The sequence below is a fragment of the Pontibacter populi genome, from assembly GCF_019336435.1.
Classification (GTDB): Bacteria; Bacteroidota; Bacteroidia; order Cytophagales; family Hymenobacteraceae; genus Pontibacter; species Pontibacter humidus.
Genome location: NZ_JAHWXQ010000004.1, coordinates 51,682 through 77,992, shown reverse-complemented (window position 1 = coordinate 77,992; position 26,311 = coordinate 51,682). Strand labels below are relative to the sequence as shown.

The window sequence follows — 26,311 nt, the reverse complement described above, 5'->3', positions numbered from 1 at the left end:
GCTTTGTTGTAAATAGAGACTTCCATTATCTATGGAAAGAACTATACTACAACATAAATATTTCCGAACCTTCAGATAACATGATAACCCAAAATACACCAAAAGTAATTACTCAGGCGCACCTCGAAAAAGCCCTGAATTATACCGAATACGTAGCTTTAACCGAACAATTACTGGCTGAGAACAAAACAACCGGCACTAACCACGCTGACGACCTGGTAGAATATACCCGCATGAACCTGCATCGTATGCGCCGCGGTGAAAAATCGGCGGTACTAACCGATGAGATGCTGGAAACACTGCAAAAAGTAGAGCGCAAAATGGTGTGGGTGGTAATAACCGAAGCCTGGTGTGGCGATGCAGCCCAGAACCTGCCGGGCATTATGAAGATGGCAGATGCCAGCCCGCTGATCGACCTGAAACTTTTACTGCGCGACGAAAACCTGGAGGTGATGGATGCTTACCTGACTAATGGTGGCCGTTCAATTCCTAAACTGATTGCCCTGGATGCAGAAACACTGGAAGAATTGGGAACCTGGGGACCACGTCCGGAGGCGGCGCAGCAACTGGTGATGGATGCCAAAGCGCAGAACATGGATTTTAAAGAAATGGCTGAAAAACTGCACGGCTGGTACGGCAAAGACCGCAGCCGCACCCTGCAACAGGAGTTTATTCCATTACTTAACGCCTGGACCAGCGTAGCAGAAACTATAACAGAGAACAGCTAATAGCTTATAACTATAAAGTAAAAAGGCGACACCTTAGTGTCGCCTTTTTTATTGTTGTCCAATGCCGGCAGTTTAGCGGTAGCGAAATTTATGGTGCCAGTTTGTAACTGGCGAAACTGTAGTTCTGAACAAGCCAGTTACAAACTGGCACCATGCCAAGCCACAAGTTACCGCTACGCTCAAACTTGCGACATGTATAATGGCCTTGTAGTTTTATAGTTTACAATTTATTGCATTGGCGCTCTTAACTTTACATAGTTTATCTTATCGCCTATCTTCAGTTGGTGCACTACACCCATGCCTTCTACTACTTTCGCGAAAATAGTATAGCGGCCATCGAGGTGCGGAGCCGGTGAGTGCGTAATAAACCATTGGTTGCTTTCAGTGTCTTTTCCAGCTGATGCCATGCCTACATACCCTTCGCGGTAATGCAGTGGCGCAAACTCAGACCGGATGGAATACTCCGAGCTTCCCCAGCCATCGCCACGTTTATCGCCGCCCTGCGCTACAAAGTTCGGAACTACTCTATGGAAGTATAAGCCATCAAAAAAGTTCTTTTTAGTAAGCTCTACAAAGTTGGCCACAGAGCCCGGTGCATCTTCTACAAATAGCTCCAGCACAATCAATCCTTTCTCGGTTTGCAGCTCTACCTGCTGGTTAGTAGATATGGTGGCCACTAATGTCCAGTCTATCGGGTGCGTGAAAGGATTCTCGGGTGCTACGCTTTCTTTGTTATTCAGGTAATCTAGCGTTCGTTGCAGCTCAATGTTGGTTTCCATGTCGCGGGGCAGTTGCAGTTTTTGCTGTGCCTGTGCCAGGAAACCATAGTCGTTATAGTAGCTGCGAAGGTTCAGTTTCGGGTCGCGGATTGCGCCGGCGCCCATGCCTACCAGTGCCACATCTCCCGAGCCAACTGCTTTCTTAAAGATAGCCGCAAAATCAGCCTCCATCGCTTTCGGGAAATCAGGCTGTGTACGCATCAGCAGCAGGGCATCCATGCCGGTGGTTGCAATTACGGGCTCTTTTGCTGCAAACATGGCATCTGCAATGTAGTTATAGTTGTTATAGTTGCCAGATAAAGCTTTCAGGAACTGGGCTTTGTCGTAAGGGTTTGTAGCGTTCTCGAAATAACTTTTGTAACGCTCACTCAGAAAATCACGCGCCGGGCTGTTCTTCAGAATTACCCAGATCACATTTGAGCGCACACGGGCATCCTGTATTTTGGTAAGCACCTGCTGCATGTCTGTAATATTTACGCCCTGCGGGTTAGCCAGCAAAAATTCTGATGTAGCCACGGCTGTATTTATATTCTTATCCTGCAGGCCTGCCAGTAAAGCTGTTTTTATTTCATTGTATTCCAGGCCGGTCATGGAACGGATGGCGCTTAAACGCACCCGGTAATCAGGGTCGCTTTGCGCGATGCCGGATAAAAATCTGCCCTTATCTATAGCTCTTACTTTACCTAATGCCTGTGCTGCTGCCATACGTACCTCTGCTTCCGGGTCTGATGTGGCGGTGGTAATTAATTGCTGCCGATGTGGGGTAATGTCTGCTTTTGGAGAACGTGCAAGAAAATGGGCGGCGCCCAGCCTGGCTTCAAACGGATTTTGTTCGGCTAGTAACTCTGCGCCTACGGCTAAGCTTTTAGGAGAGAACTGCTGGCGGGAACCGGCACGGTATAAACCCCAGGTTTGTCCGGCCGTGGCCTCCGGGGTGCGCGGCTTAAAGTTGGCCAGAAAATCAACACCTACGGGTGTAGCAACTTTGCCAAGCGCTTCCAGCATTTCGGCCTGTACCTGTGGGCGGGCTTCGTGCTCAATATGACGTATAAGTGCATTTTCGGCCTTTTTATCACCGACCTGGCCAAGAGCGTAAGCCGCCGCCGACCGAACTATAGTTGAGGTATCGGTTAGCAGGCTAAGCAATTGCGGAATAGCCAGCGTATCCTGCACGGAGGCAAAGGCGAGTGCTGCTTCCTGGCGGTAAGTATGTTTGCCATGTTGCAGAAATGGCAGCAGGTCTGCTGTTTTGCGCTCATCCTGCAACGTGTAAATCTGCTGTAACTGCGGATCTGTAAATTTATTTAATCCGGCTGGTTGTTCCTGGCTTTGTTGTGGCAAGTACTGGCAGGCACTAAGTAAAAGCAGGCCAAAGCCGAGCGTATGTATCTTTTTCATGTTAATCCTGGTTGGGTGCCTGAATATACTAAAATCAACCGAAATGCTTTTACATCCGGGCCGTAGCCATAATTTCTGTTGGCAGTAATATAAAATTTTGCTAAATTGAGTCTGGACAAGTAACTGAATATGCAAAATATCAACATCAGGCTATTCGAGGGAGCTTTTACCGGCAACCTGAAAGCTGAGCAGCGCACCAATCTGCTGACAGCTTTCCTGTTGCTGCTGCAGATCGGCCTGTTGTTGTACCTGGTGCTTACCAAAGGCTTTTCCTATAGTTTTGTGGGTATTTATTTGCTGCACCTGCTGGTGTTCCCGTTCCTGGTTGCCCGCATCTGGCTCGACCTGCACCCCGAGTACCGTCGCCATCTTACACTTACTGATCAGGGCGTTCGTTATCGTAAAGGTTTCCGGAAAAAGGAGCAAGATTTTGACTGGGAAGAAGTAGACGAAGTATACCTTAGCATTGCGGAAGTTGTGTTTGTACTTAAAAATGAGGAACGCCACCTTGTGCGGTTCAACATGCTGCATAGTAATACTGCGCTACATCGGGCAAGGCAGACTATACAGCACATTGTGCAGCAAAAAGGCATTACCCTAACTGTAAGCTAAATCAGCATGTTTATCTCCCTCTACTCTCGTAAGCAGCTTAAAAGGCTAAAACAAAATATTTTAATGCTGGGGTTGTTCCTGGTAGCAGGGGGTATCTTTACGTTGGTTAGGGAGCTACGCATGCCAGAACCACATCGTATCGAGTTCCTGTTTGCCGCTGTTTCCCTGATCATAACAGGAGGAATAGGAACAGGCGTAGGACTTGGCTTTATTCAGTTAAAAGAACTGTATTTTTCGATGAACCCGACACGCCTGAGTTTCCGGCATACCTTTTTAGGCAGGGAACATGTGCTGTACTGGAGCCAGTTGAGTGCCATTCGCGTAGCAGATTCCAGCATCGAGTTTAAGCTTGAAGATAACAGGAAAGTAACACTTCAGTTATCCACCATCCCGGATGAACGAACAGCCCGCCACATAAAAGCAAGTATTAACCTGGCCGCCCTGGAGCGGAACGTTTTAGTAAATGGTGTGCTGGCCCGCCCGAAGGGAGCGGTTGCTTAGATTAGATTTTACAATTGATATTCCACTTTTGTTATCCTGCGCGTTAGCGGAGGAGTCTTTTATGTCTTATAGTTTCCCTATTTGTCATTTCGAGCCTTTGCGAGAAATCTGAATTCTATAGTTGGCTACTCTACAACCTGAACCAAGCCTTCCTTTTATAGTTACTTCCAATCCTGGGAGCTCTTCCCGTCTATCGTTCCAAACCCACTTTGGTGCCCTCACGGCCGGGAGGCCCCGTCTTCGGGCATCGCGCGGTGTACATTTCTTTTGTTCGTTCCTCACAATACCTTCGGTACAAGAAATCTACAAGGCGCTCAACCCAAAGACTGAGATCAGTTCGATAGCTATAGTTTGTCTATAGTTTGAATCTGCTCGCTTCGAGATGTATCGTGGTAGTAATTCCAAAGGAACAGGTAAACCTGTCCTGGTCTTGGACTGTAACTCTAGCACTATAAAGCAAACTATACTAATGTCAGAATTGTACCCTTGAGGGGACTATAGTGGTGTTGAAACGGAAATTATAGAACCGAAGCTTAAATTACAGCTATAGCAGAAATTCCCCTCTCGGGGGGGTAGGGGTGGGTTAAAACGCTAACTATAAAACTATCAGTTGAACTATAGCAAAGGCCATAAAAGCTCCCCGCCTTAGACAAGGAGGGTATAAAGGGTGGCTGGACCACGCCAACTATAAAACTATAGTCTGACTATAGCAGTAGTAAGATCCTGCCAATCCTTTAATACTTAAAATCCTGATTCAGACAAAATCCGTACCTATCGGGCCAGTTAGGTCAGAAGACTCAACACCATCCTAAGTCACGAGCGAGGACGCTCGCGGCAGCAGTACGAACAATAGAACTATAACTATTAGAAAGCACAACCATAGCTAACTCCCATGCATCATTTTTTATAGTTTGGTAGTTTCCTAAGCTATACTTTGCCAACTTGCGGCCGATTTAGTGCTACGAATGGAAAAGCAGGAAACGCGGGTGTACGGACTTCAGTTTGGGCTACTTTGCCTGAGCTCTTTCCTGTTTTTTGCCAGCTTTAACATGATCATCCCCGAGCTGCCTGATTACCTTACCAGCCTGGGCGGCGAAGATTACAAAGGCCTTATCATTTCCCTTTTCACACTCACAGCCGGTTTGTCCAGGCCGTTTAGCGGGCAGCTTGCTGATAAAATAGGACGCATACCAGTAATGGTGGTGGGTGGTGCTGTATGTATTGTCTGTGGTTTTCTTTATCCGATTACAGGCTCTGTAGCGGCGTTTCTACTGTTACGTTTTGTGCATGGCTTTTCTACGGGGTTTACGCCTACCGGCACGGCAGCCTATGTTGCCGATATCATACCCGTCAACCGTAGGGGAGAGGCTACCGGTCTGCTAGGCCTATGCGGCAGCCTGGGTATGGCAGCAGGTCCGGCACTGGGCGGCACTATAGCCAACCACTTCTCTCTCGATACCATGTTCTATACTTCGTCGGTAGCTGCTTTTCTGTCGGTGGCGGTGGTAGTGCGAATGAAGGAAACTGTTCACGAAAAGCAGCATTTCCGGATGGGGCTGTTGCGTATCTCCCGAAGCGAGCTTTTTGAGCCGCGGGTAATTGCACCATCTGTTGTTCTGTTCTTTACGGTATTCTCGTTTGGCACCATACTTACTGTGATCCCCGATTTCAGTGAGTTCTTGGGTATAAAGAACAAAGGACTTTTCTTTATGAGCTTCACGCTTTCTTCGCTGGCTATCCGGTTTGTGGCAGGGCGTGTCTCCGACAAATATGGTCGGGTAAAGGTACTGCGGGTAAGTACATTTGTGCTGATGCTGGCTATGGTTGCGGTGGGGTTCTCCTCTAATCTAACAGAACTAATGCTGGCCGGCGTACTCTTCGGAATCGGGCAGGGAATGAACTCACCAACCGTTTTTGCCTGGACCATTGACCTGAGCCATGAAGCACACCGCGGGAGGGCTATGGCAACGATGTATATCGCCATGGAAGCGGGTATTGGCATTGGAGCACTTTCATCAGGTTGGCTTTATAATAATAACTCTGAAAACTTCCGACTTGTATTCTGGACAGGTGCTGCCGTTGTGTTTATTTCCCTTCTTTACCTGCTTTTCTTCGTCAAAATCCCTTCACGAAAATATTAAGCTTATTAAAGCAATTGTAATTACTGTTTACCAAAATCGGTTAAAATAAGCTGAGGTTTTGGAAGCAAAATCGTATTAGTAATATACTTATTTTAATAAATAGGATTTATAGTATATGTGCTGCATATCCAGGTTTTGTACTTCCACAAAGTAAGCCTTTCGCCTATAGTACGGCAGGCAGCACACTATTCTTCTACTTCCCCGGTGCACTGTGTTTACAGTGAGATGAGATGTACTGCTCAAACATTACAACAAACTTAAAACAGAACGATAATGAAGGGAATGAATGGAAAACTACTTACTCTATTATGTGCAGCTTCGTTAATTTTTTATGGCTGCGAAAAAGAAGAAGATCCACTGGTAAATGTCAGGGACGGAAAACAGGTAATCGGTGAAGAGTGCGATATGATCAGTTTCGAAGGCCAGACCGGTTACAGAACGTCGGTGGAATCAGATGGCGGAAGAACTATACACGTAGCCGGTATTGCCCGCGATGAGAACGACGAGCCGGTAAACCAGAACCGCGCCATGATTTTCGACTCGGAGAACTGGACCGGTGACGACGACGACCTGGCCACTACCGACTGGGGCAACGTGCTCATTGTGCAGCAGCTGGGTGAGGAAAGCGAGCCGAATGACAACCAGTGGGGTGCCGAGATGCGGATTGGGTTCCTGGAGCCCGTTACGTTAACGTCGATGCGGGTACTGGACATCGATGAAAACGAGCACGATTCGTGGGCCTTTGTGTATGTACAGGGAGAAGATGAACCACGCAGAATTTACCTCGAGCCGCATGGTGACAACGTGGGCTTTACCGTAGATTTCGGTCATATAGAAGAAGTAATAAAATTAGTAATATGGATTGATGGCGATGGAGCTTACGGATCTGGTGCTATTGATAATATTAAGTTCTGTGTTCCAATATTCGGCGATGAACCAACAGAACAGACAAACTGCGATATGATCAGCTTCGAAGGCCAGACTGGTTACAGAACGTCGGTAGAGTCAGATGGCGGAAGAACTATACACGTAGCCGGTATTGCCCGCGATGAGAACGACGAGCCGGTAAACCAGAACCGCGCCATGATTTTCGACTCGGAGAACTGGACCGGTGACGACGACGACCTGGCCACTACCGACTGGGGCAACGTGCTCATTGTGCAGCAGCTGGGCGAGGAAAGCGAGCCGAACGACAACCAGTGGGGTGCGGAAATGCGGATCGGCTTCCTGGAGCCCGTAACCTTAACCTCGATGCGGGTACTGGACATCGATGAAAATGAGCATGATTCCTGGGCCTTTGTGTATGTACAGGGAGAAGACGAACCACGAAAAATCTACCTGGAGCCGCATGGCGATAACGTGGGCTTTACCGTCGACTTTGGCAACATCCAGGAAGTGATCAAGCTGGTGATCTGGATCGATGGAGACGGGGCGACTGGATCTGGAGCCATTGACAACATCCGGTTCTGTGTGCGCTAGTTAAACTGAAGAGTAAAGGAAAAGGGAGGCGAAGGCTTCCCTTTTTTATTTTACCTCAACTATAAACTATAGCTTACAGAAGGAGCTACCTTATGCACACCTGATTTTTTTTAAATTTTTTCTGTAACAGGAGGTAAACCTGGTGACCAGCAGGCAAACGCCAGAAATGCCCCTGGAGTAATTTAAAGCTATGATGTAACAGCAATTAGTGCAATAATGAAAAAATAGCCATATGTATATAAATTTAAAATTTAGTGACTATTTTAAAAACAGGCTAACCTTTTTGTAATAACTGCCCGTACAAGGGTGAAATGTTTTTTGCCAAAGGGACATTAAAATATACAATTCTGATGATATACGCCTGGCTATAGTTGGGCTCCTCCGGCAACTACATTATTTAAAATTTACCCTTTACAATTAGTTGCGACATGAAAACAATCTTCTACAAAACCCTCGCCCTTTCACTTGCCAGTCTTTTAGTTGCTTCCTGCGCTCAGGAAACAGAAGCTGAAGTAAAACCATTAACTACCTCAGATACTAAAAAATTCGGTACTATACCGGGTGCAACCATCATCGATTTTTCAGAGTCCAACGGATACATCGACGAAATCAAAGTAAAGAAAGACAGCTACACCACGCTGCCTGTAAAGATCACGGCTACCCGCCTTGCTGCCGGAAAAAATACATCGGAGAATGCAGCTTTGGTTTACGATACCACAAATCCTGACAAGAAGAACGCAGGTTATATGGCTGTAAACCGTGGTCCGTTTCAGTTAGGTAATGTTCTTACTGTTGGCGAAGACCGTGGCAGTAACTCAACTATAAACGACAAAGGCGGCAGTATAGAAATGGACTTCTCCAGTTTCGGAAGTGTAGTGATGCGTGGCCTTTACATCGCTGATATCGAGGAACATGAAAGTGGCTCTACCTTAGAACTATTAGATGCTACCGGTACCGTTATTTATTCAATGGTTTTACCTGTAACTGGTGCCTACACCTTCCAGCCGCTGGTACTTGGCCCGGGCGTTGCTGGTGTAACTAAGTTGCGTGTTACCTTTAAATCTACGAATGGCCGTGGCGGCTCAGGTGCTATAGATGTAGTGCAGTTCTGCCCAGGTACTATCTGCTACAAATAACCAAACTATAAGCAGTAAGAACGCTGCAAACTTATTTAACCCGTAATATAACTAAGCTTATATTACGGGTTTTCTATTTTAGCTCTTTTTTCATTCATTTTTTCATCAGGCCAATGGTTTACCTGGTAATACTATCCGTTTATGATGTGTTTATAGGTTTCTTTATAAAGTTAGCAGGATTGTATACTGTAGCTAAAACTATAGTTTATGGTATCAGTATGTAGTGAATAATTGTACTTTTCGTGCTTGTGTAAGTCAAGTATAAGTTAAAACTTCAAACCTAAATTTATATACTATGAAAAAAACTTTATTAAAGACCGGCCTACTGAGCCTGGCAACATTAGCCTTTATGGGATGCGAATCTCAAAACGAGATCGAAGAAATGAACCCTACAACCTCCCAGGCTATAGTTGCCGGCACTTGTGATGTAATTGATTTTGAAAATGCTCCTGTAGGAGAATTTATAACAGGAGTAAATTCAGCAAATGGTGTTGCTGTAATGGTGCATAATAAAGCCCGTAACTCAAGCGGTGAAATGCTGAATGATAACAGGGCGATGATCTATGACACCAGAAAGATAACCGGCGATGATGAAGATCTGTACACACCAGAATGGGGCAATACATTGATCATCCAGGAAATTGGTGTTAACCCGGTAGATGATCCGAATGTGTATGGCGATGGCCCGAATGATAACCAGTGGGGTGGCGAGATGATGCTGACCTTTTCGAAAGCAATGACCCTGGAGTCTATGAAAGTACTTGACATAGACACGTATGAAGACAACTCGTGGGTATACCTTTACAACGAAAACGGAAAGGAACTATACAAGGTAAAACTGTTACCATTGGGCAACAGCAGCAAGCAAACAGTTGATCTGAAGAAAACTGCGGGTGTTAAAACTATGAAAGTAGTATTGGCTGGTACACAAAGTTATTCAGGTTCAGGTGCTATTGATGATATCATGTTCTGTGAAACAGCTGTAACACCTCCAACTGATGAAGTAACAGGTTGCACCCGTACACAAGGCTACTGGAAAAACCATGCAGATCCTAAGAAGAAGCAATACAACAATGCCTGGGATGACTATCTTGGTAAGATGTTCTATAACAGTGGCCAGAATTACCTGACTGTACTGAACACAGCTCCAAAAGGTGGAGACGCATACTATATTCTGGCACACCAGTTTATAGCTGCTGAACTTAACGTAGTATCAGGGGCATCTATACCAGCAGATGTAAAAGCTGCCTGGGATGCTGCGGAAGCTTACTTTAAAGGAGAAACCAAACCAACCAGAAGCGAGCTTCTAGCGTGGGCAGAATTACTGGATGCCTATAACAATGGTAAAGTTGGTCCGGGCCACTGCGACTAACCAGTAACTATAGATTACAGTAACTATAACTATAAAAAGGAGCTCAAACATTGGGCTCCTTTTTTTGTTTTGAAATGCACAAACCAGTTTACATTGCCGTACATAGTTTATGGATAAGGATTTTTTAGCACAGCTGTACGAAGACCACACGCATACCCGCCACCTGGTCCCGGCCTCCGCTACCTGCCACTTTGCTGAAGCTATCATACAATTACTGTTTCCGCCACTTTCTGAAAAGCGTTATACTTCCCTTTCCGATTTTGAGGAGCATACCCAACTGTTGCAGCAATGCCTGGAACGGATATTGGATGGAATGAAAAGTACATTGCCTGAGTCTCCCGCCTTACTTGCAGCAGCCGTAATGCAGGAACTGCCCCAGATACACAGCATGTTGTTAGGCGACGCGGAAGCTATTACACACGGCGATCCTGCCGCCCAGAGTATGGAAGAAGTAATCCGGACCTACCCGGGATTTAAAGCAGTTGCACTTTATAGATTAGCGCATGCCATGTACCGGTTAGATATCCCGTTACTGCCCCGTGTTATTTCTGAGTTTGCGCATGGCCGTACCGGCATCGACATTCATCCCGGAGCAACTATAGGTGCGTACTTCTGCATCGACCATGGCACCGGTGTAGTCATCGGGGAGACAACTGTAATCGGCGATTATGTGAAAGTATATCAGGGCGTAACGCTTGGCGCTATCAGTGTGGAGAAAAGTATGGCCAATATGAAGCGCCACCCAACTATAGAAGACCATGTCGTGATCTATGCCGGGGCAACTATACTGGGCGGAAATACTGTAATAGGCACACGTAGTATTATTGGCGGTAATGTATGGCTTACAGAAAGTGTTCCGCCTTATTCACGCGTTTATCATCATCCGCAAATAAAAGTACGCAAAGCTCCCGAACCGGAAAACGTGCTCAATTTTTCTATTTAATCATATAACTATGAAAGCTACCACTATACTTGACACAATAGGGCGCACGCCACATGTGCGCATCAATAAATTATTCGGCGATAAGGCAGAGGTCTGGATGAAACTGGAGCGCAGCAACCCGGGCGGAAGCATAAAAGACCGCATTGCGCTTGCCATGATTGAAGATGCCGAACAGAAAGGCATATTGAAAAAAGGAAGCGTTATAGTTGAGCCAACATCGGGTAACACGGGCGTGGGGCTGGCCATGGTGGCGGCTGTAAAAGGCTATGAGTTGATATTGGTTATGCCGGAATCGATGTCGGTGGAGCGCCGCAGACTGATGACCGCGTATGGAGCAAGACTTGAACTGACTCCACGGGAACAGGGAATGAAAGGTGCCATTGAGCGGGCCAAAGAGATTTTAACCGAACATGATCACTCCTGGATGCCGATGCAGTTTGAGAACGAAGCCAATACACAGGTGCATATTGAAACTACCGCAGAAGAGATATTGCAGGATTTTCCGGAAGGGTTTGATTACATGATAACCGGCGTTGGAACAGGCGGGCATATTACCGGTGTAGCGCGTGTTCTGAAAGCCCGGAATCCTGACCTAAAAGTTTTTGCTGTTGAGCCCGCAGCTTCGGCAGTACTAAGCGGCGGCCAGCCAGGACCACACCCAATACAAGGAGTGGGAGCAGGGTTTATACCAGCCATTATGGATACTACGTTGCTGGATGGCACCATACAGGTAGCAGCTGATGACGCCTTTGATTATACCCGGCGGGCAGCCCACGAAGAAGGCATCTTTGTTGGCATCTCGTCTGGAGGATCGCTGGCAGCTGTTGCGCAAAAACTAAAAGAAATACCGGAAGGCGCCCGTGTTCTAACCTTCTGTTACGATACCGGTGAACGCTACCTTTCTGTAGAAGGGCTTTTTGTGTAAAGTACCAGACTATAAATAGTAAAAGCCACAGCAACCACTGTGGCTTTTATGTTTTGATTAAGCCGTAGTTTAGTGCTATAGCAAATTTCCTAAAGCAACTATCTCTATCTCTTGTTACGAGGTTGAATTACCTGACTCTGTAGTAAAGCCCAAGTGTACTGTTAACAGTGGCAAAAAGCTGCTTGTAAGATTCATCAAACTTTAATTTGCCATATGTATAAGCTACTTCCACACCCATTCCAAATTTGCCAAAGTCGTGGCGAAAACCAGCTCCCAGACCAGCAACTAAACTCGGGGCACGTTTATCTTCTCGGCTGAGAGTCATCTTTTCGTTGCCTTTATATATAGTCGCCTCTATATCTCCCGATGTTAAAAAGCCCAGACCCAAAGATGCCTTAGCATAAAAAGCAGAATTATTTACAGGAACCTGGCCATAAATATCACCTGTCATATGGGTGAATTTATAGTTGTCAGCTTTTATTACAGGGTAGACGCCACTTCTGATAAAATGATCCCGATAAGTTTCTTTATCAAACTTATTAGTTCCTTTGGCGAAGGATAGGCCAATAGCAAAATTAGAATGCACGTCTTTGATAATACTCAAAGAGTAAAAGATGCCATTTTTAGCATATCCAGATTTATCATTGTTTACATCTGTACTTTTAAAGTCTCCTGTGGCCATTGTAACACCCCCACCAAGTCTTAATCTAATAGGATTTGACTCAATATCCTGAGCTGTTGCTGTGAATCCCAGAACTATAAGGGTTGCAGATAGTAATAATTTTTTCATGAACAGTAGCTGAAAGTTGAAATATTAAGTTTGTAGTTAATTTTAAGTTTGGCTGAAGTAGTATCAGGAATCTATAGTTAAGCTAAAGAACTTTGTATAGAAAGCCCCAAAGCATTAGCACACTTTCACAAAAGTATAGTTTTTAACTATATATGAGAGATAAAACAAAAAAAGGCAACTATAGTTATAGTTGCCTTTGGTGGAGAATATCGGAGTCGAACCGATGACCTCTTGCATGCCATGCAAGCGCTCTAGCCAGCTGAGCTAATCCCCCTTATGGTGCTACAAAAATAGACTAAATTTTGATATTCTGAAATTCGCAGCGATTATTTATGCAGGTTTTTATATAAAACAAAAAGGGAGAGCAATTGCTCTCCCTTTTTGTTTTATATAGTCAGGCGCTTATTTACCTCCGAAGATGTAACGTACACCAAACTGACCTCTCCAACGAGAAGTGAAATCCTGCATGAAGTAAGGGTTACCATCTGTTAAACCTTTACCTGTATAAGTGAAAGCTGGAGTAGGAGTACCGGCAGTATTACGATCAACGTCTAATAACTGGTATGCGTTGAAGTTAGCGCCATACTGACGACCCCAATCCTTGTTGATCAGGTTACCAACGTTCATTACGTCGAAAGTAAACTGAAGTCTATGAGAGTTCTCATCAGTTGTGTTCAGCTTAATTTCGTGCATTAAGCGCAGGTCTACCTGGTTAGTCCAAGGTAATCTGTCGCCGTTACGCTCTGCATACTGGCCTCTTCTCTCTCTTAAGTATTCGTTGCTCTCGATGTAAGCATTGAAAGCATTCCACTGTGCATCTTTAGAAGCTTGATCACCAGTAAAGTTGATTTCGCTCTTATCACGCGGGATGTATACAAGGTCGTTAGTAGTACCGTTGTCACCGTTTACGTCACCGTTATAGATGTAAGAAAGCGGAACACCAGACTGACCGTTATAGAAACCAGAGATTGTAGTTGCTGATCCGTTTTCGTAGTTCAGAGTGTAGCTAAGAGCAGCAATTACACGTGAACGAACATCGTTATCAGCCCATGCAGCTCTAACATCATTCAGACCATAAACCTGGTTAACGTTGATCCAGTTAGAACGTGCCTGGCTGGAGTTACCTGGGTTAGCATCCTGAGCTCTTGAGTAAGTGTAAGCTACTGAACCATACAGGTTAGAAGAGAAAGACTTCTGTAACTGACCTGTAATGCTGTAAGAGTAACCCTGATCTGTATTTGTTAAATAGATAATGTCGTTGAAATTAGCATCATCCTTTTTAAAGATAGGGCGTGTGTCACCTTTACCTTCAAGCTTACCATTTTCTTTCAGGTTCAGGTTCTGATAGAAGATGTTGTTCATTGTTTTAGAGTAGATACCTTCTAAAGTAGCAATTACGCCACCTGGTAGTCTCTGGTCAACAGCAGCGTTTGCTCTGAACAACTGAGGGAATTTGAAGTCAGGGTCAGTGATGTTGATTTCTGATACTTTTTCATTCAGGCCAAGTGAACCTGAAGTCGGCTGCGTATCAGGGTTAGGGTTGAAACGCAGTGTTGGCATACCAGAACCTCTTTGGCTAACGCTACCAAGTACTGTACCAGTGTTTGTGTACTGGTTAGAGATCCATACGAATGGTGCTCTACCTGTGAATATACCTAAACCACCACGTACCTGTGTGTTACCATCATCAAATACATCCCAGTTTACACCAACTCTTGGAGATACCATAAGCTGAGCACCTGGCGTTTTGTTAGTAGCTAAACCACGGCTGGCAAACTTAGTGTTGAAAGCCTGGTTAGTTGCTGGCTCATCGTTGAAAGTCGGGATATCTAAACGAACACCACCTGTTACTTTCAGGTTTGGCATTACAGCGTACTCATCCTGAACATAGAAACCTAACTGGTAAGCAGTAAAGTCTGATCCTTGCTGACGGTTGTCAGTGAGAGAGTAAGTTCTGTCGAACTGGTAAGGTGCCACTTCAGCAGCTGTACCAACTTTTTCCCAGTCTTCGATAGAGCGGTACTGGTAAGCACCAAACTCCTGACGGATGAACAGGTTGTAAGTTTTGTAGAACTCGTTGTGTGTACCGATAGTAAGGGTGTGGTTACCTAAGAACCAGTTGAAGTTATCTGTAATAGTAAGAACATCCTGGTCTAACTGGTTACGAACAGAGAATGCCTCGCTACCTAACGTTACTCTTCTACCACCTGACAGGTCAAGCTGTACAGTTGGGAAAGGATTACCATTGTATGTTCTTTTGTCTCTTACAGTTGTGTAACCAACTACAAATTCGTTAGCGAAAGTACCACCGAAGTTGCTGTTTAACTGCGCTACTGTAGAGTTAGTTGTGCTTGGGAAGAACACAGCGTTGTTTGAGAAACGAACTGTGTTAGGGTTTCTGGAAAGGTCCAGGTCTTCGCCATATACATAGCTATGACGTAGTGTTAACTGGTGGTTGTTAGTGATGTTCCAGTCTAAACGGGCAAAGAACTTCTCACTGTTTGTCTCTTCAGTCTGAGAGCCGAAGCTGCCTGCATCGTAACCTAAGCGTTTTGCAACTGCACCAATTCTGTTAAGTTCTTCTACAGTGAAGTTTGAGGTAGATGTACCTGGTTCGAATAAAAGGGGCTGGTTTTTCTTTGTTACTTCACCGTTTACGAAGAAGAACAGTTTGTCTTTTAATAAAGCGCCACCTAATCTTGCACCTACCTGGTAATCTGTGTACTCTGGGTACTCAGCTCTTGCTGCATCGTTGCTCTTACCTACCAGGCTCTCGTTGTTACCGAAGTAATAAGCTGAACCTTCTAAGTTGTTAGAGCCACTTCTTGTAATAGCGTTGATACCACCACCTGTAAAACCACTCTGACGAACATCGAATGGAGCTACTACTACCTGGATAGCTTCAATAGCATCCAGAGAGATAGGCTGAACACCAGACTGACCACCGTTCGTACCGTTTGATGACAAACCGAATACGTCGTTGTTTACAGTACCATCGATAGAGAAGTTGTTGTACTTGTTGCTCTGACCTGCGAAAGACGTACCTGAACCAGCTGTAGAAGCCTGTGGTGTAAGACGTGTGAAGTCATTTAAGCTTCTTGAAATAGTAGGTAGAGCCTCAATCTGCTCAGTAGAAACGCTGGTAGCAGCGCCAGTTCTGTCAGAGTTGATAACTTTATCCTGTGTTGCAACTACTTCAACCTCACCAAGGTCGGTAGAGCTCTGGTTTAAGATCAGATCAAGACGGTAGTTCTGACCTAATGTTAACGTAATGTTCTCTACGAGTTGCTCCTGATAACCTACATAAGAGGTTTTAACAGTGTAAGGACCACCAACACGCATGTTCTGAATGTTATAACGCCCCTCAGAGTTTGTAGGCGCTACATACTGGGTATTTGTTGGCTGATGGACAACAACTACCGTTGCTCCTGGCAGTGCCGTTCCACTATGGTCTTTTACCACACCGTTCATCGCGGCGGTAGTTGTACCCTGCCCAAAACTGGACTGAACTGACAATACCAATGCTAAAAGAAAGCATAAAGTACTATAAATGTTTTTCATAAAATGGGTTGATTGATTTTGGCGCAAAGTTAACTTCTTAAAGTCGATAAATCCTAACAGAAATATTAACTTAATATTAAAAAAAACTATTGCTTGCGAGCCAGCCCATTCTATGCACTTTTACATGGTAATTGTTGACTACGAACAAATTGCTGAGTATAGTTTGCCTACGGATAGGTAGCGACAGGTGTAGCCATGAGCCGCATGTGATTCTTGTGTTATAGGAGTATGAATGGTTTACTAAACCTGGTCTGAAATGCTGTATTTACTGCCCTCAAAGGCACCGATAAGGGCGTGCTTATAAACCCCTGAAAGCAATCCTAAGTCTCCTGCTCTGACAAGCCATAAACTATAGTTGCCCAGAAAGCCCGCAGGCAATTCACCTGCGGGCTTTCTGGGCAACTATAGCTTTTTGTTTCGTTATAATTTAATTAAAAATGTAGCGTAGTCCCAACTGGCCCTGCCACCTAGAATCGAATTGTGAAATATTATAGATCCTGGTATTTGTGTTAAACGTGAAAGTTGGAACACCATCAGCGTTAAGGCCCGCAAACCGGATGAGTTCGTTAGCATTGTTATTCACAAAATACTGTCGGCCCCAGTCTTTATTTATCAGGTTGCCAACATTAAAAATGTCAAAGGTGATCTGGAAAGTGTGCCTGTTCTCGCCGGAGGTGAGGTAGAAGTCCTGGAGCAGGCGCAGATCAAACTGATGGGTCCATGGCATACGGCCTCCATAACGTTCCGCATATTGGCCCCTTCTGTCACTTAAGTAATCATCGCTTCTGATCAGTGCATCCAATGCGTCCCATTGTTCCTGTGGCGTAGCACTTCCTGGAATTACTGCACCGCTACGATCTGTAAAAGGTACAAGAATTATGTCGCTCTGATTTCTCGGCACATAGATCAGGTCGTTTGCAATGTTGCCATCGCCGTTCAGGTCCTGAGAATAAACAAATGTAATTGGCAAACCTGACTGGCCCTGGTAAAATAAGGAGATACCGGTTGCAAAGTTTTCTCCGAAACGGAACGTATAGCCGCCTGTACCAACAATTCTATGCCTTACATCATACCTGGAGTATTCCAGTTCCGGATCGTTCGGGTTATTCACGATCTGGTTAAATTCATAGTTAGATAAGGCAGTAGAACTCGTGCCGCTGTTCACATCTTTTGATTTACCATAAGTATAGGCAATGGAGGTGTTAAGGCCGTTGGTGAAATCTTTACGTAGCTGGCCTGTTAAACTATAGCGGTAGCCTTCATCTGTATTATCTAAAAGAATAACATTTGTATAATCTTCGTTTCGGCGGCGGCTGTTATCTCTATCCGAGAAGATATTCCGGTTATCGGGCCCGGCTAGTCTGCCAATCGGGTCTACCAGGTTCAGGTCGCGGTACACCACATCATTCAGTGTTTTAGAATAAATACCTTCTACGGTAGCAATAATTTCTAACGGCAAAGTATAGTCGAAGGCCAGGTTGCTGCGCCAAACGCGTGGTAGCTTAAAGTTGTCGTTTATTACGTTTACTTCTACTGTCTGAACCGGAGGTCCTGCGGCTGTCTGGTTAGTTGGATCTGCAATAAATTCTTCAGGGTTCCTCACATCTATAGTTCCAAGTATTGTACCTGTGTTCACAAACTGATTCGACATCCACACAAATGGCACACGGCCTGTAAAAATACCTGTACCACCTCTTATCTGGAATGCTCTGTCTTCGGTAGGAGTGAAGTTGAACCCGAATCGTGGCGCCCAGAGTACCTGACCGCTTGATGTACGGTCTGTTCTAATTCCCGGATAAAGGCCTCCAAAGTCGCTTTCGAGTTTTGTGTTACGTTCCGGCTTGTCCGGGAAAACCGGGATATCTACGCGCAGGCCCAGGGTTAATTTTAACCGTTCAGAAGCTGTGTATTCGTCCTGCAGGTAAAAGCCAAGTTGTGCCGCGTTAAATTCGGCAGCCGGGCGTGGGTTACCTGACAGGGAATAACCGGCCCGTACCCTGGAGGGGTTATTGGCAATAAAGTCTTCGATGCTGTTAAAGTCCCAGCGGCCATTCAGGTTATTAATGAACAGGTTCCTGAATTTGAAGAACTCGTTGTGCGTGCCGACAGTAAAGTTGTGTTTGCCAACCAGGTACGAGAAGTTATCGGTAAATTCGAAGATATCCTGGTCGAGTTCGTTGGCAGTGGAGGAGCGTTCAGAGCCGAACACCAGTGTGCCTACCGGATCAAAAATAGTAACCTGCGGGAAGAGCTGGCCAAAAGGTTCGCGATTTTCTCTAATTCTGGAGTACCCTATGATCAGGTTATTTGAGAAACTGTTTGATATTCGACTGTTAAGTTCAGCTACTGTGGAGTTTGTTTTGCTGTTAAACCGGTAGGCGTTATTGCCAAAACGAGCCTCGGCACGGCTTCTTGAAAATGACACCTGGAAGGCATCAATATAGTTGTGGCGTAGCGTAAGGGAGTGGTTGTTGGTAATGTTCCAGTCGAGGCGGGCAAATAGTTTGTCGCTTTCCGTATCTCTGTCAAAACCTCCGAAAGACCCCACATCATAGTTGTAAGTTTCTCTTACAAAGGCGGCCAGATCCTGCGCAGCGCTAAGGGGTATCTGCGATTCTGCGGAGCCCGGAGCAAAACGAACAGGTTCGGTAATCCGTGTAGCATCATAGTTGGTAAAAAAGAACAGTTTATCCGGAATGATAGGCCCGCCTATACGAACACCATACTGATAATTTTTAAACTCATCTGCTTTAACCCGTGGTCCTTCCACTGCCTTACCGATTATATCCTGGTTACGGCCAAAACCATACACAGAACCGGAAAATTTATTAGTACCCGAACGGGTAACAGCATTTATACCACCACCCGTAAAGTTGCCTTGCTTCACATCGTAAGGGGCTATTACTACCTGTATCTCCTGAATGGCATCCAGCGAAATTGGCTGCGTACCGGCCGAGCCACCAGGCGTACCACTACCCGACAATCCAAACACATCATTGTTTACAGCGCCATCTATCGTTATGTTGTTATAGCGGTTACTGGAGCCACCTATAGAGTTGCCGGATGCTTGTGGCGTAAGTCGGGTAAAATCCTGAATGCTGCGGCTAAGTGTTGGCAACCGTTCTATCTGCTCCCGCGATACGTTGGTAGCTGCGCCTGTACGGTCCTGGTTAAATACATCGTTCTGCTCACCAACAATCTCTATTTCGCCCAGCTCGCGACTACTTTCTGTTAAAGTAAAATCGACCCGGGCCGACTGTCCCAACGCAAGTGTCACGTTATCAGAGCGCTGCTCCTGGTAACCTACGTAAGAGGTCCGGACAGTATATGGGCCACCCACACGCATGTTCTGGATATTAAAATACCCGTCGCTGTTGGTGGTGGCAACATATTGTGTATTTGTCGGGTTGTGTATGGCAATGATTGTGGCTCCCGGCAGGGGCGTACCACTCTGGTCTTTTACTGTTCCGTTCATGGCGGCTGTAGTAGCGCCCTGCCCCCATGCTACCTGTAATTGGAGCAGTAAGAACGTACACAGAAGTATGAAAGTGTAGATGTGTTTCATAGCACTGATAAGTAGTTAGTGGACAATAAGTTGTAACTACCTACAAGTACGTATGAAGTTGGAAATTTATATCAAACTATAGGATATATTTTGGATAAAAATTAAATATAGTTGTATAATTATAATATGATTATTTAATAGAGGATCTTAAATTGCCGGCCTCACAGCCTTGATGAAAATCTTCTGGTAGTGTTCGGCAAACAGGTTGTTTTCGATTACGCCGAGCGAAGTGGAGGCATGTATAAAACGGATGTTGTTATCATCGACTACTTCGGTTACCATGCCCACATGGGTAATCTGCCTGCTGTTCCTGTTAGCTCCAAAAAACACAAGGTCTCCTTCCTGCAGGTCTTTAACTCTTACCTCTTTCCCAAACCGGCTTTGCTCGTCTGAAGTCCGGGGTAGCTTTACATCTATACTTTCAAAAGACGTGCACAAAAGGCCGGAGCAATCCATGCCTACGCGGGTAGTGCCTCCCCAGCGATATGGAACGCCGGTGTAGGAGCGGGCCGTTTCGATAACGGTCTCAATATCTTTATCCAGATTTCGTTTTACTTTAGTGCGGCTGGTGCGGTCTTTAGATGCCAGCGGTCGTTCATTGTCGCCATTTCGGCGTGCCAACTTGCGGGCTTTGCGTTCCTGGCGTTTTTCTGCAGCTATCTCCCGTGCCGATTTGTAGGTTTCGCCACGCTTACTGAACACCGGCCCAGACGACTGGCACGAAGCCATCAGGACAATTAAAAAGATAAATAAGAGGGAAGTTGTAAAAGCTGTTCTCAAAACGTTACTTTAGCAAGGTAAGTACATAAAAATAATAGGGTCTGCTAATATAGCTATAACCCAGCCTTTTTTACAAATGAAATTTAACACAGTAACCCCGGAAGCCGTCGAAGTATTTGCAACTATAGTTGGCGATGCAAATGTGATTTTACCTGCATCTGCCGACGATATGCTCCGTTATACCCACGACGAAACCGAAGATCTTCGCTACATTCCGGAAGTTGTTCTTAAACCTGCGAACGCTGCTGAGATCAGCCTTATTATGCAGTATTGTAACAAAAATATGCTGCCAGTAACGCCACGCGGAGCGGGTACCGGACTAAGTGGCGGGGCATTGGCTGTGCATCAGGGAGTTATAGTTTCTACGGAACGACTTAATAAAATTGTAACGATAGATGAGCGTAACCTGCAGGCTATAGTTGAGCCGGGCGTTATTACCCAGGTTTTTCAGGAGGCTGTAATTGCCAAAGGATTATACTATCCGCCGGACCCATCGAGTAGAGGGAGCTGTTTTTTAGGTGGTAACCTGAGCGAAAGTAGTGGCGGACCGAGAGCTGTAAAGTACGGCGTTACAAAAGATTATGTACTAAACGTAGAAGTGGTGCTGCCAACCGGCGAAATAACCTGGACAGGTGCCAATGTCTTAAAGAATGCTACCGGCTATAACCTTACACAACTTATGGTCGGCAGCGAAGGCACGCTGGGTATTATCACCAAAATAGTGTTTAAGCTGATCCCTTACCCGCCGCAGAATATAGTGATGCTGGTGCCTTTCCGTAATGAAGAGCAGGCCTGTGAAGCGGTATCGAAGTTATTTATGGCTGGTATAGTTCCGTCGGCACTGGAGTTTATGGAGCGCGATGCTATTAAATGGTCTGGCCGCTACCTGGGTATTGAGGTGAACCTCCCTGAAGATATACAGGCGCATCTGCTCATAGAGCTGGACGGCAACGATATGGACCAACTCTTTAAAGAAGCTGAGCAGGTTTACCAGGTGCTGGAGCAGTTTGATATTGATGAGATACTGGTAGCTGATACCGAAAAACAGAAAGAGGACCTTTGGCGATTACGTCGTAATGTAGCGCATGCAGTTAAAGCCAACTCAGTTTACAAAGAAGAAGATACCGTTGTTCCACGTGCGGAACTGCCTAAACTGTTGCACGGTGTAAAGGAGATAGGTGCCAGGTATAATTTTAAGTCAGTTTGCTACGGCCACGCCGGCGACGGTAACCTGCACGTGAACATCATAAAAGGCGAGATGACAGATGAGGACTGGCAGCACAAGTTACCGGAAGGCATTAAGGAGATTTTCCGGTTGTGCGTAAAGTTGGGAGGTACCATTTCCGGAGAACACGGCATTGGCTTAGTGCAGCGACCTTACATTGATATTGCGCTGAATGAAGTGCAGCTGCGCCTTATGCAAGGTATTAAGCAGCTTTTCGACCCGAACGGTATTCTTAATCCGGGGAAGATATTTGCCTGAAAGCTATAGTCTGATCGTCCGTAATTCTGGCGCGAGTCTCCTCGTTCGTGACTTGCGATGGTGTTGAGTTTTCTGACTTAACTGGCCCCTAGGGACAGGAATTGTCTGAATCAGGATTTACAGGATTAACAGATTTTCAGGATAAAGCTATTGCCATAGTTGGAGGTAAAGTTTTATAGGTAGCGTGGTCCAACCACCCCCAACTCCTCCTTGTCTAAGGCGGGGTGAGCTTTTCACCAGTATACTTTCCGTTCTAGTTTTATAGTTAGCGTTTTAACCCACCCCTACCCCTCCCGAGAGGGGAATTTATGTTATCTATAGTTTGAGTTATAGTTCTATAGCTACTGTCTTAACACCCCTGTAGTCCCCTCAAGGGACAATTCTGCTTTTACAACTTTCTAAACTATAGTTTTATAGTTTAAATCCGAGATAAGGATAGGTTTACCTGTTCTCTCGAAACTCTCACCACGATCAATCTCGAAGCTTACCGGTTCAAACTATAGAAGAACTATAGCTATGCGAAAGATCTCAGTCTTCGGGTTGAGCGCCTTTGCTTTGTTGCGGTGCCGTCTGGCAGCCCAAGGCACGAGGGAAGCAAGAAAGCAGCAGCGCGATGCCCGAAGACGGGGCCTCCCGGCCGTGAGGGCGCCAAAGTCAACTATAGAACTGTAGGCAATTAGAGCTCTCAGGATAAGAGGATATCTGAAAGTATAGCTTGGATCGAAGTGTAGAGTAGTAAACTATAGGACTCAGATTTCTCACTGTGTTCGAAATGACAAATGAGAAGTAATCAACTAATTGCCCAGACACTAGCAGGAGCTGCGCACACTGATAGGTCTTAATCCTTAAACTTTATTTTTCTTTTCCTTCACCACCTCATACTCCAGCTCCCGCAGATTATACAAAGACTCCATGCGGTTGCGTGGCTTTTCGTTTACAAGGTCCTGTTGCGCATTCTGGAGATTTGTTTCGGTTTGTGGTTTTGCAGTAGTACCCATATGATATAGTTTTTCCTGCTGAGGTTGTTTGTTTTCGTCTGTTGATTCGGGTGCCCGAAGGATTGCTTCCTTCAGAGGTTTGTTCGCTTTCATAATAGAATAGGTAAGTTTGGCTTTAAGTTTTAGGATTACAGAGCCGGCTCGCGCTTTTTCTGCTCTTCTTTTATAAAATTACTGACATATCCAGCCAGCTCATCGGCATTCTCTTCCTGTAAAAAGTGTCCACTATCCTCAAAATGTATTACATAACATTCATGGAAGAAGCGTTTCCACTTTTGTAAGGCTTCAATTTTTACAAGTTTGTCCCGTTCGCCCCAAAGTATCAGGGTAGGTATGTCCCGTATGTTTTTGCGTTTTTGCCAAAGTTCTTCGTACCATTTGCTTACGCCTACCAGTTCGCGGGCGCAGGCAAGAGACCGTACCTGCTGCTCCGGAGTTCCAAGCGCATTTACATACTGCTCCTGAATAGACTTCGGCAGGTTTTGTGCATCTCCGAAAAGCTCATTCACTAAGGCGCCTGTAGAAAGGTTAAGCTTGGAATGTAAAAATTTGCCCAACGGCCCAACTAAATATTTACTGGCTTTGGAAAAAGTATTGTGCTTCGACAGCGACCAGGTCCATGTGTTGAGCATAACAATGTTGCGGATATTCTGAGGGTTGTTTAGCGCATAAGCCAGCCCCACGGGTGCACCGAAATCGTGGACAACTAACGTAATATCTTTCAGCTGCAAATGCTCCATCAGCCTTGCGAAGTTATCGGCATGTGCTCTGGGTTTGTAACTGAAATCTTCGGGTTTATCAGATAAACCGAAGCCGATCATATCCATGGCTACGCAGCGGTACTTTGGGCGCAAAAGCTTGATCAGGTTGCGGTAAATAAAAGACCATGCCGGGGTACCATGTACCATTACAATTACGGGGCCTTCACCCTCATCTATGTAATGCATTCTGCCACAGTCTAATTGTAAGTATTTAGATTCGAAAGGATATTCCTTAGTATCTAACCAGTCTGGTTTCATATTAAAATAGGGTGTTCTTACTAAGACTATACTTTGTTTCAGAAGGCAGGTTGTTAAAATTGAGTAAAACGAGCTTACTTATTAGGGCCGTTCGGCAGATTTAAGCCATCGACTGAATGAGAAAATCCTAACTTTACAACAAGTATGTGTGGAATAACAGGAGTTTTCGCATTTTCTGAGAATGGTTCAGAAACTATAGCGCAGTTGAAGAGAGCCAGCGGGGCGATCCGGCACCGTGGCCCGGACGCTGCCGGAACTTTCGTACACCAAAATGTGGCGCTGGCCCATCGCCGGCTTGCCATAATTGCACCTGCCCATCATGCTGATCAGCCTTTTACGGATGCTACCCTGCGGTATACTATAGTTTATAACGGGGAGGTCTTCAACTATAAAGCGCTGCAGGCCAAACTTGCTGCAAAAGGCATACAGCTTACAACCGACTCGGATACGGAAGTAGTACTGCAGTTATACATACTGTATGGGCCGGAGTGCTTAAAAAAGCTCCGTGGCTTTTTTGCTTTTGCCATTTACGATGCGGCTGAGCAGAGCCTGTTTGTTGCCCGCGACCGTTTCGGCGAAAAGCCCTTACTGTACTATAAAGATGGCGATAAATTCCTGTTTGGCTCTGAACTGAAGGCCTTACTGGAACTGGGCGTACCCCGCGAACTCGATTATACATCGCTTTTCCAATACCTGCAATTAACTTATATACCAGCTCCTGCAACTATACTGAAAGGGGTAAAAAAACTACTTCCCGGCCACTACCTTATAGTTAAGCATAACAAAGTGCACGACAGTAACTGGTATAAGCTGCCGTTTGATGGCGAAAAAGCCGCTGCAAATACTCTAAACTATAAGCAGCAACAATCAAAGTTACAGGCATTACTGCAGCAGGCAGTTACCGAAAGACTCGTATCGGATGTTCCGGTAGGGGCTCTATTGAGTGGCGGAATTGATTCTTCTATCGTTGTAGGACTGGCTTCGCAGCAGGTGAAGGAACTTCAGACATTTTCGGTAGGGTTTCCGGAGCAGCCTTTTTTTGATGAAACAGGTTATGCCCGCTTAGTTGCTGATAGGTTTAAAACCAATCATTCGGAACTACTTCTTACAAACCAGGATCTGTACAGTGATATTTTCGGGATGCTGGATGGCTTGAGCGAACCTTTTGCAGATTCTTCAGCGCTGGCAGTTTATAGTTTGAGCAAATATGCCGGCAAACAGGTAAAAGTAGCTTTGTCGGGGGATGGAGCTGATGAATTATTTGCGGGCTATAACAAGCATCGTGCGGAGTTTCAGGCGCTCTCAAATGGCCCTGCAGCCGCATTTATTACAAAACTTGAATATTTATGGGAAAATCTGCCTAAAACCAGAAACTCTTTTGTTACGAATAAAGTAAGACAGTTACATCGCTTTGCATCAGGCGCAAAACTACCGGCCTCGGACCGGTACTGGTTCTGGGCAACCTGGCAAAAAGAGGAGCAGGCTTTAGCGCTATTAAAACCAGAAAACAGGGCTAAAGCAGCTAACCGTTTATACACCGCCAGAAAAAGCAGGTTACTAGACTGTTTAAACAGGAAACATTACGACCTGAACAGCGTATTGTGTGCCGATTGGCAACTCGTTCTGGCAAACGATATGCTTCCCAAAACGGACCTGATGGGATTGGCAAACGGCCTTGAGATCAGAAGTCCTTTTTTAGACCATAGGGTTGTGAAATTTGCATTTTCACTGCCGGTAACATCAAAAATAGACAGCTCATACCAAAAAAAGATTCTGCAGGATTCTTTCCGGCAGATGCTGCCAGCTGAACTATATAAAAGGCCTAAAAAAGGGTTTGAGATACCACTGCTGTCGTTTCTGCAAACAGAAGGTGCAGGTCTGGTTAATGAGTACTTATCGGATGAACTGATTGAGGCACAACAGATTTTTGATGTAGCGCAAATAAGAAAACTCCGGCTGTCGTTTAAAGGTAACACAGCCGGCACATTACAAACCCAGGTGTGGGCGCTGTTGGTTTTTCAGTACTGGTGGAAGAACACCTTTTTAACGGGTAGTTAATTCAAGAAAAAAGAATCATCCTTATAATTAAGGATACTTTAAT

20 protein-coding genes and 1 tRNA gene are annotated in these 26,311 nt (G+C 45.4%); 12 read left to right on the top strand and 9 right to left on the bottom strand.

Annotation, left to right across the window (positions count from 1 at the left end):
• The first annotated feature begins 80 nt into the window (after positions 1 to 80).
• Positions 81 to 728: a thioredoxin family protein gene (locus KYK27_RS14205; RefSeq protein ID WP_199110744.1), complete on the top strand. Its 648-nt coding sequence runs from the start codon at positions 81 to 83 to the stop codon at positions 726 to 728.
• Positions 729 to 955: 227 nt separating this feature from the next.
• Here KYK27_RS14205 and KYK27_RS14200 read toward each other — a convergent pair whose 3' ends face one another.
• Positions 956 to 2,905 (bottom strand): peptidylprolyl isomerase, encoded by a 1,950-nt coding sequence (locus KYK27_RS14200; protein WP_199110742.1) that lies wholly within the window; start codon positions 2,903 to 2,905, stop codon positions 956 to 958.
• Positions 2,906 to 3,034: 129 nt separating this feature from the next.
• Here KYK27_RS14200 and KYK27_RS14195 point away from each other — a divergent pair, with 129 nt between their 5' ends.
• The 8 genes from KYK27_RS14195 to cysK all read left to right on the top strand — a co-directional run bounded on the left by KYK27_RS14195 (position 3,035) and on the right by cysK (position 12,014).
• Complete coding sequence (locus tag KYK27_RS14195) at positions 3,035 to 3,517, top strand: hypothetical protein (protein ID WP_199110741.1); 483 nt, start codon at positions 3,035 to 3,037, stop codon at positions 3,515 to 3,517.
• A 6-nt stretch (positions 3,518 to 3,523) separates the two neighbouring features.
• Positions 3,524 to 4,018, top strand: a complete 495-nt coding sequence (locus KYK27_RS14190; RefSeq protein WP_199110739.1) for a hypothetical protein — start codon at positions 3,524 to 3,526, stop codon at positions 4,016 to 4,018.
• Positions 4,019 to 4,983: 965 nt separating this feature from the next.
• Entirely contained in the window at positions 4,984 to 6,159 is a 1,176-nt protein-coding gene (locus KYK27_RS14185) for an MFS transporter (protein WP_199110737.1), read from the top strand.
• Positions 6,160 to 6,432: 273 nt separating this feature from the next.
• Positions 6,433 to 7,638, top strand: coding sequence for a hypothetical protein (locus tag KYK27_RS14180; RefSeq protein ID WP_199110735.1), 1,206 nt, complete (start codon positions 6,433 to 6,435; stop codon positions 7,636 to 7,638).
• Between the two features lie 428 nt (positions 7,639 to 8,066).
• Entirely contained in the window at positions 8,067 to 8,774 is a 708-nt protein-coding gene (locus tag KYK27_RS14175; protein WP_199110734.1) for a hypothetical protein, read from the top strand.
• Between the two features lie 295 nt (positions 8,775 to 9,069).
• On the top strand, positions 9,070 to 10,146 hold the full coding sequence (locus KYK27_RS14170) for a hypothetical protein (protein ID WP_199110732.1): 1,077 nt from the start codon (positions 9,070 to 9,072) through the stop codon (positions 10,144 to 10,146).
• Between the two features lie 109 nt (positions 10,147 to 10,255).
• Complete coding sequence (gene epsC, locus KYK27_RS14165; RefSeq protein ID WP_199110730.1) at positions 10,256 to 11,089, top strand: serine O-acetyltransferase EpsC; 834 nt, start codon at positions 10,256 to 10,258, stop codon at positions 11,087 to 11,089.
• Positions 11,090 to 11,099: 10 nt separating this feature from the next.
• On the top strand, positions 11,100 to 12,014 hold the full coding sequence (cysK, locus tag KYK27_RS14160) for a cysteine synthase A (RefSeq protein ID WP_199110729.1): 915 nt from the start codon (positions 11,100 to 11,102) through the stop codon (positions 12,012 to 12,014).
• A gap of 127 nt (positions 12,015 to 12,141) precedes the next feature.
• On the opposite strand, the gene KYK27_RS14155 is transcribed toward cysK, so the two are convergent.
• The 6 genes from KYK27_RS14155 to KYK27_RS14130 form a co-directional block, all read right to left on the bottom strand.
• Positions 12,142 to 12,804, bottom strand: a complete 663-nt coding sequence (locus KYK27_RS14155; protein WP_199110727.1) for an outer membrane beta-barrel protein — start codon at positions 12,802 to 12,804, stop codon at positions 12,142 to 12,144.
• A gap of 197 nt (positions 12,805 to 13,001) precedes the next feature.
• Positions 13,002 to 13,078, bottom strand: a tRNA-Ala gene (locus KYK27_RS14150).
• A 128-nt stretch (positions 13,079 to 13,206) separates the two neighbouring features.
• Complete coding sequence (locus KYK27_RS14145; protein WP_199110725.1) at positions 13,207 to 16,365, bottom strand: TonB-dependent receptor; 3,159 nt, start codon at positions 16,363 to 16,365, stop codon at positions 13,207 to 13,209.
• A gap of 240 nt (positions 16,366 to 16,605) precedes the next feature.
• On the bottom strand, positions 16,606 to 16,767 hold the full coding sequence (locus KYK27_RS14140; RefSeq protein ID WP_199110724.1) for a hypothetical protein: 162 nt from the start codon (positions 16,765 to 16,767) through the stop codon (positions 16,606 to 16,608).
• A 25-nt stretch (positions 16,768 to 16,792) separates the two neighbouring features.
• A complete protein-coding gene (locus tag KYK27_RS14135; RefSeq protein WP_199110723.1) occupies positions 16,793 to 19,930 on the bottom strand; it encodes a TonB-dependent receptor in 3,138 nt (1,045 codons plus the stop codon).
• A gap of 147 nt (positions 19,931 to 20,077) precedes the next feature.
• Positions 20,078 to 20,710: a C40 family peptidase gene (locus tag KYK27_RS14130; protein WP_233150453.1), complete on the bottom strand. Its 633-nt coding sequence runs from the start codon at positions 20,708 to 20,710 to the stop codon at positions 20,078 to 20,080.
• A gap of 76 nt (positions 20,711 to 20,786) precedes the next feature.
• On the opposite strand from KYK27_RS14130, the gene KYK27_RS14125 reads away from it, so the two are divergent.
• Positions 20,787 to 22,193 (top strand): FAD-binding oxidoreductase, encoded by a 1,407-nt coding sequence (locus KYK27_RS14125; RefSeq protein WP_199110721.1) that lies wholly within the window; start codon positions 20,787 to 20,789, stop codon positions 22,191 to 22,193.
• Between the two features lie 516 nt (positions 22,194 to 22,709).
• Positions 22,710 to 22,865, top strand: a complete 156-nt coding sequence (locus KYK27_RS14120) for a hypothetical protein (protein ID WP_199110719.1) — start codon at positions 22,710 to 22,712, stop codon at positions 22,863 to 22,865.
• 173 nt (positions 22,866 to 23,038) lie between these two features.
• On the opposite strand, the gene KYK27_RS14115 is transcribed toward KYK27_RS14120, so the two are convergent.
• Entirely contained in the window at positions 23,039 to 23,284 is a 246-nt protein-coding gene (locus KYK27_RS14115) for a hypothetical protein (RefSeq protein ID WP_199110718.1), read from the bottom strand.
• Between the two features lie 35 nt (positions 23,285 to 23,319).
• Positions 23,320 to 24,138 (bottom strand): alpha/beta fold hydrolase, encoded by an 819-nt coding sequence (locus KYK27_RS14110; RefSeq protein WP_233150452.1) that lies wholly within the window; start codon positions 24,136 to 24,138, stop codon positions 23,320 to 23,322.
• Positions 24,139 to 24,354: 216 nt separating this feature from the next.
• Between KYK27_RS14110 and asnB the strand changes: the two genes are divergently transcribed.
• Positions 24,355 to 26,268 carry an asparagine synthase (glutamine-hydrolyzing) gene (asnB, locus tag KYK27_RS14105; RefSeq protein WP_199110714.1) on the top strand — a complete coding sequence of 638 codons (1,914 nt, stop codon included), beginning with the start codon at positions 24,355 to 24,357 and terminating at the stop codon, positions 26,266 to 26,268.
• Positions 26,269 to 26,311 lie beyond the last annotated feature (43 nt).